Source organism: Acinetobacter sp. BY419, assembly GCF_019038395.1.
Taxonomy (GTDB): Bacteria; Pseudomonadota; Gammaproteobacteria; order Pseudomonadales; family Moraxellaceae; genus Acinetobacter.
In genome coordinates this window covers 1-12479 of the sequence record NZ_JAGFXZ010000014.1, presented here as the reverse complement: position 1 = coordinate 12479, position 12479 = coordinate 1, and the positions used below count along the sequence as shown (strand labels likewise).

The 12479-nt window shown below is 44.7% G+C and carries 12 protein-coding genes; all 12 read left to right on the top strand.

Annotated elements, in window-relative coordinates; translation table 11 throughout:
* Positions 1-79 precede the first annotated feature (79 nt).
* The gene (gene mazG / locus KUG37_RS07250) at positions 80-892 is read left to right on the top strand and encodes a nucleoside triphosphate pyrophosphohydrolase (protein WP_216935030.1); all 813 of its coding nucleotides are present in this window, start codon (positions 80-82) and stop codon (positions 890-892) included.
* The gene (locus tag KUG37_RS07245) at positions 852-1274 is read left to right on the top strand and encodes a ComEA family DNA-binding protein (protein WP_216935028.1); all 423 of its coding nucleotides are present in this window, start codon (positions 852-854) and stop codon (positions 1272-1274) included. Before mazG ends, KUG37_RS07245 begins: the two co-directional genes overlap by 41 nt.
* 136 nt (positions 1275-1410) lie before the next feature.
* Positions 1411-2883, top strand: coding sequence for a polynucleotide adenylyltransferase PcnB (gene pcnB / locus KUG37_RS07240; RefSeq protein WP_216935026.1), 1473 nt, complete (start codon positions 1411-1413; stop codon positions 2881-2883).
* Positions 2880-3365 (top strand): 2-amino-4-hydroxy-6-hydroxymethyldihydropteridine diphosphokinase, encoded by a 486-nt coding sequence (folK, locus tag KUG37_RS07235; protein ID WP_216935024.1) that lies wholly within the window; start codon positions 2880-2882, stop codon positions 3363-3365. Before pcnB ends, folK begins: the two co-directional genes overlap by 4 nt.
* Before the next feature lie 53 nt (positions 3366-3418).
* Positions 3419-4228 carry a 3-methyl-2-oxobutanoate hydroxymethyltransferase gene (gene panB, locus KUG37_RS07230; RefSeq protein ID WP_216935022.1) on the top strand — a complete coding sequence of 270 codons (810 nt, stop codon included), beginning with the start codon at positions 3419-3421 and terminating at the stop codon, positions 4226-4228.
* 1 nt (position 4229) lies between these two features.
* On the top strand, positions 4230-5078 hold the full coding sequence (gene panC / locus KUG37_RS07225) for a pantoate--beta-alanine ligase (RefSeq protein ID WP_216935020.1): 849 nt from the start codon (positions 4230-4232) through the stop codon (positions 5076-5078).
* Positions 5079-5096: 18 nt separating this feature from the next.
* A complete protein-coding gene (rapZ, locus tag KUG37_RS07220; protein WP_216935018.1) occupies positions 5097-5948 on the top strand; it encodes an RNase adapter RapZ in 852 nt (283 codons plus the stop codon).
* Complete coding sequence (locus tag KUG37_RS07215; protein WP_216935016.1) at positions 5945-6214, top strand: HPr family phosphocarrier protein; 270 nt, start codon at positions 5945-5947, stop codon at positions 6212-6214. The genes rapZ and KUG37_RS07215 overlap by 4 nt, the downstream gene beginning before the upstream one ends.
* 2 nt (positions 6215-6216) lie before the next feature.
* Entirely contained in the window at positions 6217-6750 is a 534-nt protein-coding gene (gene yjgA / locus KUG37_RS07210) for a ribosome biogenesis factor YjgA (protein ID WP_216940325.1), read from the top strand.
* A 710-nt stretch (positions 6751-7460) separates the two neighbouring features.
* A complete protein-coding gene (locus KUG37_RS07205; protein ID WP_216940324.1) occupies positions 7461-8729 on the top strand; it encodes a sensor histidine kinase KdpD in 1269 nt (422 codons plus the stop codon).
* 85 nt (positions 8730-8814) lie between these two features.
* Positions 8815-11565, top strand: a complete 2751-nt coding sequence (glnE, locus tag KUG37_RS07200) for a bifunctional [glutamate--ammonia ligase]-adenylyl-L-tyrosine phosphorylase/[glutamate--ammonia-ligase] adenylyltransferase (protein ID WP_216940322.1) — start codon at positions 8815-8817, stop codon at positions 11563-11565.
* A 24-nt stretch (positions 11566-11589) separates the two neighbouring features.
* On the top strand, positions 11590-12479 hold an 890-nt coding region (locus KUG37_RS07195), incomplete at its 3' end, for a branched-chain amino acid transaminase (RefSeq protein WP_216938456.1).

Sequence of the window (12479 nt, the reverse complement as noted above, 5' to 3'; positions counted from 1 at the left end):
TTATTGTGTTTTTTTTTGAGCATAACAAGAAACAGGCATGTTGACGCGACTATTTGGTAAAAAAAAGAGGTTTTTGAAAATGGAACAACTACTCAAGGTCATGCGCGAATTACGTGAAAAATGTCCATGGGATCAGCAGCAGACCCCCGAATCACTGACCAAATACGCGATTGAGGAAGCTTACGAAGTAGAAGCTGCGGTACGCTCCGGAAAAGCCGATGATGTCCGTGATGAACTGGGCGATTTGCTGTTGCAGGTAGTGTTCCAGTCGCAAATGTATAGCGAGCAGGGCGCTTTTGATTTTCAGGATGTGGTGCAGGCCATTACCGAGAAACTGATTCGTCGTCATCCACATGTATTTCAGGCTGAACAATTTGCGCAGCTTAGTCCGGAAGATGTGTCACAGTTATGGAAAGAAATTAAACAGCAAGAAAAGCAGGGCAAGCCACGTTCACGTTTAGATGAAGTCAAGCATGCACCTGCTCTGGTGCAGGCAGATGAGATTCAAAAAAATGTCGCCAAAATCGGGTTTGATTTTCCCGATGTAGCGGGGGCGTATGGCAAATTAGAAGAAGAGCTGGCTGAGCTTAAAGAAGCTGTTTCCGGACAAAATTCCGATGAAATACAGGAAGAATTTGGTGACTGCTTATTTTCTCTGGTGAATGTTGGTCGTAAACTTGGCATTTCCAGCGAGATGGCATTATTGGGGACGATCCATAAATTCCGGACCCGCTTTGCCCTGATGGAAGATCAGGCAGAACAACAACAATTAGACCTGGAAAAGCTGTCAATGGTTGAACTTGATCAGCTCTGGGAACAGGCTAAATTAAAAATAAAACAAAGAGCTGCACATGAAAAAAATACTTTATCGAATCAGCCCGACATGGATTAATCTTCTTCTGGGTTTATGGCTAGGCTATATTTCTCTCGGCACTGCGCATGCAACCGCGACCGATTATATGGAATGGAAGACCAAACAGCAGCAACATGATGCGCGTCTGAAGAAAAAATCTGCCACAACCGCTTCATCAGAAAGCAATCACTATTTGGCCAAGCCTGCATTAGAAACGTCTTCTGCTACTGATAAAATCAGTTTAAATAGTGCAACTGTTGAACAATTACAGCAGTTAAATGGCATCGGTCAAAAGAAGGCTGAAGCCATTATTGAGCATAGACAAAAAAACGGTAAATTCAAAAGCATTGAAGAGATCCAGCTGGTCAAAGGCATTGGGTCGGGGTTATTTGCTAAAAACAAGGCCAAACTCGCCTTGTAAGGCGACAAAATTGGTCATGACTAGCGGATTGATTTGACTCGCAGGATTGACATAATCAAATTGCCCTTTAGTCGTGTAAGCGATATGATTAGCGTCATCTTAGAATTTTACGTTCAGACGTAGGAGACAGCGTCTTTTGCAAACTTTGCGCGCGTCAAAATGTGGTTTATCAACCGCTCAATTACCTTCTTATATTCTCGATGTGATTGATGCCTTAAACAAGGCAGGCTATGAAGCTTATATCGTGGGTGGTGGTGTTCGAGATCTGATGTTAGGTTTGAATCCTAAAGATTACGATGCAGTTACCAATGCAACCCCGGCTCAGGTCAAGGAAGTTTTCGGACGACGCTGTCGAATTATCGGACGGCGTTTCGAGCTGGCGCATGTCTATTCAGGGCGGGAACTGGTTGAAGTTGCCACCTTCCGCGCGCCACCCAAAAAAGCAGTCACCTCGGCCGCGGGAATGATTCTGCGTGATAATAACTGGGGCAGCATCGAGCAGGATTTTTCCCGTCGTGATTTTTCCATCAATGCAATGTACTACCAGCCACGTAAGGGCATTGTGCTAGATTTCTGCAATGCCGTGGATGATATTCACAGTAAAACGTTACGCTTACTGGGTGATCCGGCTTTAAGATTTGAAGAAGATCCGGTGCGGATGCTAAGAACCTTACGTTTTGCCGCCAAACTGAATTTCAATATCGATGAAGCCATTCTGGATGTTTTTACTCCGGAAATGACCCAGTTGCTGCGTGATGTTTCTCCGCATCGACTCTATGATGAATCACAGAAACTGTTCACCATGGGACACCTGAATCGGGTCTTGCCGATGCTGGTTGATTTCGGGATCTGGCAGCAGTTGTTTGCAGATATCCCGCCTGAAATTACGCCGTTTATGGAGCGTGCTGCGAAAAATACCGATCAGCGTATTTCGATTGGCAAGACCATCAACCCTGCTTTCTTCTATGCAGTGTTGTTATGGAAACCATTCCAAGAACGTTGTGAATATTATCTGAGCAAAGGTGTCGTGGCAGCAGAAGCACGTGCTCAGGCTGGCCTGGATGTATTAAAGCGTCAGGCGACCCGCACCATTATTCCACGCTTTGCGGAAACCTTTATTCGTGAAGTCTGGGAAATGCAGACCCGGTTGCTGAATCCAAAACCACAGCAAATTGAGGCCTTGTCTAGTCATGCGCGTTTCCGTGCCGGCTTTGACTTTTTGTTGTTGCGTGAAAAATCAGGCGATGCAACTGCACAAGGCATGGGCAGCTGGTGGGATGCTTACCAGCAAATGAGCGGTGACGAGAAAGAACGGGCTATTAGCCAGTATAACCGTCAGCGTGCCAAGAGCCGTCGTAAGGCCACTCAAGAAGAGCATTTGGAACAGAAACTTACCCCACAGCAAGATCTCACCGAGATTGAACCGTTAGTGAATGAACCTGAACCACGTAGCCGCCGTCCACGCAAAGCCAAGTTTGAAGACAAGGCGAAAACCCTGTCGCATGTGGCAGCCAGTGCCAGTGGGGAAATTGGTGCAGATCATCCGATTATGAAACGTAAGCGGGTGAAACGTGATCTTAGCCAGGTGGTGTTTGGACCAACACAATGATCGTGACGTATATTGGCTTGGGCAGTAACCTGGGCGATTCACGCCAGATTCTGGCAGAAGCTGTACAGAAACTGGCGACATTGGGACAGGTGAAAATCTCGCATCTGTATCAAAGCCCACCCATGGGGCCACAGGATCAGCCGAACTATTTGAATGCAGTGGTGCAGTTAAGGACTGATCTGGCAGCGTTAGAGCTTCTAGATCGTCTGCAAGCCTTTGAGCAGGATGCAGGGCGGGTACGTTTACGTCACTGGGGCGAACGTACACTGGATCTGGACTTGTTGATCTACGGAGACGAGCAGATTCAGAATGAACGTCTCACCGTGCCGCATGTCGGGGTATTAGAGCGTGATTTTGTCTTGATTCCACTTCTGGATATTGATTCCGAACTACAAGTCAATGGAACATCCTTAAAAGACCTGGATATCGTCAAGCAATCGACCTTAGCAACACTTGATGATACCAACTGGGCAAATATTTAATTTTTGAATTATTGGTATGTTCGCGAGAACTTCAATCATAGAGGAATATCTTCATGGTCAGTCTGAGTGATTTAAGACGCTTTAAAGCAGAGGGACGCAAATTTTCATGCCTGACTTGCTATGATGCCAGTATGGCCAAAGCCATGGAAATTGCAGATGTAGACAGCATTTTAATTGGCGATTCTTTGGGAATGTCAATTCAGGGCCGTGATTCGACTTTGCCGGTAACGGTTGCAGATATGGCCTATCATACTGCCGCAGTACGCCGTGGTAACCAGCATGCCTTTATCATGACTGACTTGCCCTTTATGAGTTATGCCACCTTGAATGATGCCTTGCAAAGTTCGAAAACCGTGATGCAGGCCGGTGCACAAATGGTGAAAATGGAAGGCGGTGCATGGCTGGCAGAAACCGTGCAGGTGCTGACCCGTAATGGTATTCCTGTATGTGTGCATCTAGGTTTAACCCCTCAGTCGGTACATGTCTTTGGTGGTTACAAACTGCAAGCCCGTACTCGTGAAGCAGCTGATCAGCTCATTGCGGACTGTAAAGCAGTGGTCGATGCTGGCGCGGCATTATTGCTTCTTGAATGTGTACCTGCGCAGCTAGGTCAGGAAATCACGGAACTGTTTCCGCATATTCCGGTCATTGGCATTGGCGCGGGTGCAGCCACCGATGGTCAGGTACTGGTGGTTCAGGACATGCTCGGTCTGACCTTTGGTCATACCGCAAAATTTGTACGTAATTTTATGCAGGAACAATCGGGTGCTACTGCCATTCTGGATGCTTTTAAAGCTTACCATGCTGCAGTTTTAGATGGATCTTTTCCGGCACCAGCACAAACTTTTCAGGTTGAATTATAAGATGAAAACAGAAACCACCATTCAGGGATTAGCAGCGTCATTAAATCCGGCACGGGCGAAACGCAAGATTATTGGTTTTGTACCTACCATGGGCAATCTGCATCAGGGACATTTAAACCTGGTGCGTGAAGCGCGCAAGTTATGTGATGTGGTAGTGGTCAGTATCTTTGTCAATCCAATCCAGTTTGGACCGAATGAAGATTTTGATAATTACCCGCGCACGCTGGAGCAGGACCAGCAGCTTCTGGCAGAAGTCGGTTGTGACATCGTGTTTGCACCGACAGTTGAGCACATGTATGGCAAAAAGCCACGTCTGACCAATATCAGTGTCTCTGACATTACCGATGACTTATGTGGTTTGCAGCGTCCTGGTCATTTTGATGGTGTGGCGGTGGTGGTCACTAAATTATTTAACATCGTACAGCCGAATTATGCTTTCTTTGGCCAGAAAGATTATCAGCAGCTGGCTGTCATTCGTCAGTTTGTACAAGACCTGAATATTCCGCTGGAAGTGATTGGCGTGCCGATTGCCCGTGCAGAAGACGGTCTGGCTTTAAGTTCGCGCAACGGTTATTTAAGCAAAGAGCATCGGGCAATTGCACCGGCGATTTATCAAAGCTTGCAAAAGGCTGAACAGCAGTTACATGCGGGTGTGGAACTGGAAGCAGTATTGGCAGAGATTCGCCAGACTTTAACAGATGTCGGGTTTGTCGTAGACTATGTTGAAGCTCGAACGCCAGAATTACAGAAAATTCACATGTTTAATCAAGATCTTGTGTTATTCGTAGCTGCAAAGCTGGGGAATACACGTCTGATTGATAACCTGCAGGTCAAATACACTGCCGGATAAGATGAAAGGGTAGCATGCATGAAGCGTATTTTAATTGTCACAGGGCAATCTGGTTCAGGTAAATCATCTGCATTGCAAGTACTTGAAGATCTGGGTTATTACTGTATTGATAATCTGCCTTTGGCATTGCTTCCCGAAATCGTGGCAAAACTGGACAGTGAAAATAATCTGGAACAGTTGGCGCTGGGCGTCGATGTACGTAGCACCCGGGCGGATTTACAAGAATTCGATCATGTATTTGAACAGCTGCAACAGCATGGTTCGGTCGACATTATCTATCTGACCACACAGGATCAGGAACTGATTGCCCGTTTTAGTGCTTCACGTCGGCCGCATCCGCTGGCTTCACGCTTTAAAAGTCTGAATCAATGCATTCAGGAAGAAAAAATCCTGCTGATGCCTATCCAGTTGCGTTCTACGGTGCATATCGATACCACCGATAAAAGCGTGCATGACCTGAAACATACTTTATTGTCCAAGCTTGGACAGGCCGACAACCTGATCCTGATTTTGCAATCTTTTGGTTATAAGCATGGAATTCCACTGGATGCGGATTATGTCTTCGATGTCCGGCACTTGCCTAACCCGCATTGGGAACTGGAATTGCGCAAATTTTCAGGGCTAGATCAGCCGGTGCAGGAGTTTTTAGAAAAGAGCGATCAGGTCGAAGATATGTTCAATGATCTGTATCATTTTCTGGACAAGTGGTTGCCGACCTTTGCCGAAGGACACCGTCATTATATGACCGTGTCGATTGGCTGTACCGGTGGTCAGCATCGTTCTGTTTATATTGTGGATAGACTAAAAAAAGCCCTTGAGGCAAAATGGTCTATTCAAGTCCTCCATCGAGAAATGAAGCACTGGTCATGATTGATACGACAGTTGACGTAATTAATAAACTGGGTTTACATGCACGCGCATCTGGTAAACTTATAGAAGTTACCACCAAATTTCGTTCCAATATCCATATTGGCAAGGCTGAAAAGCTGGTAGATGCAAAAAATATCATGTCCTTGCTAATGCTCGGTGCAGGCAAAGGAACAACTTTACGCTTGGTGATTGAAGGAGCGGATGAGGACAAAGCCTTATCTGAAATTCAGGCACTATTTGCAGCAAAATTTTATGAGGCAGATTAATCGTGGCACGTCGACCGAACAGTTTAACTGAAGAAGATTTTGATTCTTTAGAGGGACGCGCAAGTAAAACCGAACAGAAAAAAGCAGTCCAGCGTATGGCTGCTTTAGGTGCACAGCTTGCAGAGCTGAGTGCTAAACAAATTAAAAATTTACCCGTAGATGAGCGCTTGATTGATGCCTTGCTTGATGTGCAGGAAATTAGTTCACATGAAGCACGTCGTCGTCAATTTTCACGGATTGGTAAATTACTCCGCAATGAAAATGAAACGGTGATCTTGTCTTATTTAACACCCAAACAAGGTCTTAAAAAGACAGCCCAGTTACAGCGTTGGGTTGATCGAATTGTCAAAGATGGTGATCCAGCCATCAATGAATTTACCAAAACCTATAATGCGACAGAGCGTCATACTTTACGTCAGCATTATCTTCGGGTACACCGTGATTTAAAGAATCAGGCATCTGAAGAAGATGTGGCTGCTTCCAAATTAAAGCTGTTTAACTATGTACAGCAAGTGGCGTTGATTTCAGATAATTAATCGCTATTTAAAAAAGCGGTCATTTTTTTGGCCGCTTTTTTTGCATCTGTTTTTGATCCAACACACTTGGATATGAATTACCTATAGCTAAGGTCTATCGACTTCAATATTTCAGTTTCTAAAACGGTATTGATGATGAAAATCATAAAACTTCTGCAATTAATTTGTTAATAAATGTAATTCTTTTACAATTCCAGGCTGGTTTTTTGGATTTTCTTTCATCGACATTCTAAGGTTGAAAGATTTTATATTTTACAATTGTTAAGATAATTTAAAAAATTAAAAGTTAACTCTGAGCTTTAAGGGGTAGATAAAGCATGCTATAGGTTTTTAATTTAAGCGAAATATTAGCCTATATAATTGAAAAATCATTAGCTTTCACTCTAAGTACTGTAAAAAGCGATATTGGGTATTTTTTGCTCGATAGTATGTTAAAGTGTATAAAAATCAACAGGCTTATTTTAGGTGACAGATAGTAATTTTAAATACTTATATAGGGTTTTTTTGAGTAGTAACTTTTCAAGTTATTCTTAATGAATTAAATATCAGTGTTTTGCGGTTATGAGTGTGTCTGGATAGAAACAGGTTAACAAATCCTTTAACCTATATATGAGCTTTCATCGTTGAGTAAATATAGAATCTTTGTTATTGATTGTATAAATTTAGTCGGCTGTGTTTCCTATATTCCATAAACATTCAAAGAGGTAGACATGGAACTAAAACTGCTAGAGATCGGTCAGAATCCGGAGCTCTTAAGCTCGTGCCGTATATCTCTCATTTTAGGTGTCTATACCTCTGACAATTTATTAGACACCTTCTGTAAGGTCGCACGTAAAGTCTTGGACGTTAAAACCAGTATTATCGGATTCCACACGGAACCTTATATCTGGTACAGCTGTCCGCACGGTTTTCGAGCCTTGCACACTCCACAGGATGTCAATCTACCTGCGCATCTGCAGCAGGCAGATGTGGTAGATCAAAATCATCCCGCCTATGTAGAACTGTCAAATCATGTAAAAAGTCTTGGCGTGGCGCATCAGAGACTCGTTGCATTTAATTTAAAATCGAGTCAAGGCCAGTCTTTGGGTCAGGTGGTTTTCTTTGATGATCAGACAGAGTTGTTTGATCAGGATGATATTAGCACTGTTCAGCAATTTGCTAAAAGTTTAGTAAAGCGAATCAAGCTCAATCAAGAACATGCTCAATTGAAAGAGTTATATGAACAGCAGTGTGCACAAAACTTTAGTAAAACCAAATTTTTCCAGATCATCGCGCATGATCTGCGGGCGCCATTTCATGGCCTGCTGGGCTTTTCCGAAGTTCTGGCGCAGGAACGCGACACTTTAGATGAATCCAGTATCCAGAGTATTGCGGATTATTTATATGATAATGCGCAATCTACCTATAACCTGCTGGAAAGCCTGCTGACCTGGGCGATGGCAGAGGGTGGGCGCTTTGTTTATCATCCGATTAATTATGAACTCAAGCAATCCAGTAAAATTGTCTGCAGTGTATTGAAAAGTCTGGCTTTGAAGAAAAAGATTGAATTAATCGACAATATCCCTGAAGACATTAAAGTCCATGCGGATATCAATATGATAACTTCAGTGTTGCAGAACCTGGTGTCCAATGCACTGAAATTTACTCCGGTTGATCAAGGCGGTAAAGTCATTTTAGAAGCAGAAATGGAAGACGAACAGGTCAAAATTACGATTCAGGATACAGGTCTGGGCATGACCGAAGAGCAGATGCAGAATCTGTTTAAACCGACTTTGGGTGTGAGTGTCAGAGGTACGGCTGCAGAGAAGGGTGCCGGTTTAGGCTTGGTGCTGTGCAAACGCTTTATTGACCTGAATCATGGCCAAATTGAGGTAGATTCTAAAGAGGGTCGAGGTACGACCTTTACTGTGCATTTGCCTATGGTTACCAATGATCATCAGGCACTGGTACTTGAAGATCTGCAGGCCGAACAATCTTAAAAAGTAAATTTCGAACTAAAACATTCCCACTGAGATAAAACTCCTGCTATAACTAAGCAGAATATTTCAGGGGAAGAGTTGAGTAATGAATGCGGCACAATTGCAGAAAACCTTAAGAGCAAGCCAATATGCTGAACAGATATTGGCCAATCACCAGGACTTACTGGAACAGGATTATGCAATTGACCAGTTTCAAGGCTCACTCAGTCGGGAATATATTGATCAGCTGGTGCAGCACTGCATCCTGAATATTACAGATGAAGCCGCCTGGATGCGCGCAATGCGTATTCTGCGGGCCCGTCTGATGTTTCGCTGGATCTGGCAGGATGCCAATCAACTTACAGATGTCATTACCCTCACCCGAGAACTCTCCGATTTTGCCGATGCCTGTATTTGTGCAGCGAAAGATTTTGCCCGAATTCCGATTGCTGCCAAGTATGGCCAGCCGATTGGGTATAACGGCAAAGTTCAGGACCTTATTGTTATCGCCATGGGGAAGCTCGGCGCGCAAGAACTTAATCTTTCCAGTGATATTGACCTGATTTTTGCCTTCGATGAGCAGGGTGAAACTGATGGGCGTAAATGTATTGATGTGCAGCAGTTTTGCATCCTGTGGGGACAAAAACTGATTCATTTGCTGGATCAGATCACTGCCGACGGTTTTGTATTCCGGGTCGATATGCGCCTGCGTCCCTGGGGCGATGGTTCAGCACTGGCGATTAGCCACGTGGCCTTGGAAAAATATCTGAGCCAGCATGGGCGTGAATGGGAACGCTATGCCTGGATTAAAGCACGTATTGTCAATCCGAGTCCGGAAGGCGATGAACTGCTGGAGATGACCCGGCCATTTGTATTTCGCAAGTATGTCGATTACAGCGCTTTTGAAGCCATGCGTGAAATGAAAGCCATGATCGAGCGCGAAGTGCAGCGCCGTAATATTGAAGATGATATCAAGCTTGGTGCCGGTGGTATTCGCGAAGTTGAATTTATCGTGCAAGTGTTTCAGTTGATTTATGGCGGAGCCAAACTAGAATTACAGGATCGCCAGTGTCTGGTGAATTTGAATCATCTGGATGATGCCGAGTTGCTGGATGAACAGGCGGTACAGGATCTGGAAGATGCCTATCTGTTCCTGCGCCGGGTTGAACACGCGATTCAGGCACTCAATGATCAACAAACGCAATCACTGCCGACAGAGCCGGATTTGCGTCAACGCATTGTAGATACCTTTGGTTTTGCCGACTGGTCTGAATTTATGCAGGTTCTGAACCAGAAGCGGGCCAAAGTGATTTATCAGTTTGAGCATCTAATTAAGGAAAATGAACCGGAAGCTCAGGCAGGAAACTTTGTCCAACTGGAGCAGAAGCTCAATGATGTATTAGATGAGGCTGCGAAGAATCTGATACATGAGTTCTGGCATGGTCATGCCCTGAAAAAACTGCCGGCCAAAGCCATGCAACGTTTAAAAACCTTTTGGCCGCATTTAATTGAAGCGATTTTACAGTCAGATGATCCTCAGACGGCTTTGGTGCGCTTGATGCCCCTGGTCGAATCAGTGATGCGCCGTACGGTATATCTGGTGATGTTAATCGAGAGTAAAGGTGCATTACAGCGTCTGGTCAAGATGGCCACGGTCAGTCCGTGGATTTGTGAAGAACTCACCCATTATCCGGTGCTGCTGGATGAATTCTTATCGATGGATTTTGAATTGCCCAAACGTAAAGATCTGGAAGATTCCTTACGCCAGCAACTCTTGCGAATTGAAATTGATCAGGTGGAAGATCAGATGCGGGTACTTCGCCTGTTTAAAAAATCCAATGTTTTAGCCGTCGCAGCCAGTGATGTTCTGGCTGAAAGTCCACTGATGAAAGTTTCTGATGCTTTAACCGATATTGCTGAAGTATCAGTCAATGCGGCCCTGCATTTGGCCTATCAGATTGTCGCGAAAAAGCATGGCTTCCCACTTGATGCTGAAGGCAACCGTTGTTCAATTGAACATACTGCTTTTGCAGTGATTGGTTATGGTAAGGTCGGTGGAATTGAATTAGGTTATGGTTCAGATCTGGATCTGGTCTTTATTCACTTTATGGGGGAACAGGCGGATACTGACGGACTCAAGCCGATTAGTGGTTTTGAGTTTGCCATGCGGGTGGCACAAAAACTCATGTTACTCATGACCACTCAAACTCTGGATGGGCGTGTGTATGAAGTCGATACCCGCCTGCGTCCTTCGGGCGAAGCTGGGCTTTTGGCGACCAGTCTAAAAGCCTTTGAACAATACCAGTTCAAAAGTGCCTGGTTATGGGAGCATCAGGCACTGGTACGAGCCCGTCCGATTGCGGGTGAAATGAGTTTGCGTAAAAAGTTTGAAGTCTTGCGCCGGAATATTTTGATTCAGCCCCGCGATGAAAATTATGTGCGGGCAGAAGTGCTGAAAATGCGCCAGAAAATGAAGGAGCATCTGGGCTCATCCAAAGAGCAGAAAAAAGATGGTATTTTTCATTTAAAACAAGATGCAGGTGGTATCGTAGACATCGAATTTATGGCACAGTATGCGGTGTTGGCTTGGAGTGGGACGAATAAAGATCTCGCCCATTTCTCCGACAATGTACGAATTCTTGAGGATGCCGCAAAATCAGGTTGCTTATCCAGCGACGATGCGACTGCTCTGATTCAAGCTTATCTCCGTGAACGCGCCGAGAGCCACCGCTTAGCCCTTGCAAATCAATCCATGCAAGTGTCTGCAAGCGACTGGCACGATACCCGAATGACCGTTTGCAAGTTATGGCAAAGACTAATTGATCCAGGTGCAGACTTTGCACTGGATAGTGAATAATTGTGAAAAATTGGAGTTTGTGGCATGAATTTGGCTGATCGTGATGGTTTCATTTGGCAAGATGGACAACTGGTAGACTGGCGTGAGGCGAAAACTCACGTATTAACACATACTTTGCATTACAGCATGGGTGTGTTTGAAGGCGTCCGTGCTTATGAAACCCCGAATGGAACGGCTATTTTCCGTCTTAAAGAACATACAAAGCGGTTACTGAATTCTGCAAAAATTTATCAAATGAAAGTTCCATTTGATCAAGCGACTTTAGAGCAAGCCCAAATTGATGTGGTGCGTGAAAATAAACTGGCATCTTGCTATTTACGTCCAATCATTTTTATCGGTTCTGAAAAACTGGGGATTGCTGCAACAGATAACACCATTCATGCAGTGGTTGCTGCATGGAGCTGGGGTGCTTACCTAGGTGAAGAAGCAATGGCGAAGGGTATTCGCGTAAAAACTTCTTCATTTACCCATCATCATCCGAACGTGACCATGTGTAAAGCCAAAGCATCAGGTAACTACACCTTGTCAATTCTTGCCCATCAAGAAGTGGCGCATTCGGGTTATGACGAAGCAATGCTTCTTGACCCACAAGGTTATGTTTGCCAAGGTTCAGGCGAAAACGTATTCCTGGTACGTGATGGTGTGATTCATACTCCAGATGTCGCAGGTGGTGCACTGGATGGTATTACTCGTCAAACCATTATTACCATTGCCAAGGATCTTGGCTATGACGTGGTTGAACGCCGTATTACCCGTGATGAGTTCTATATTGCAGATGAAGCCTTCTTTACCGGTACTGCTGCAGAAGTGACGCCAATTCGTGAATATGACGACCGCCAAATTGGTGAAGGTGTCCGTGGTCCAATCACGACTCAAATCCAGAAAGCTTACTTTGATGCAGTTCAGGGCAAAGA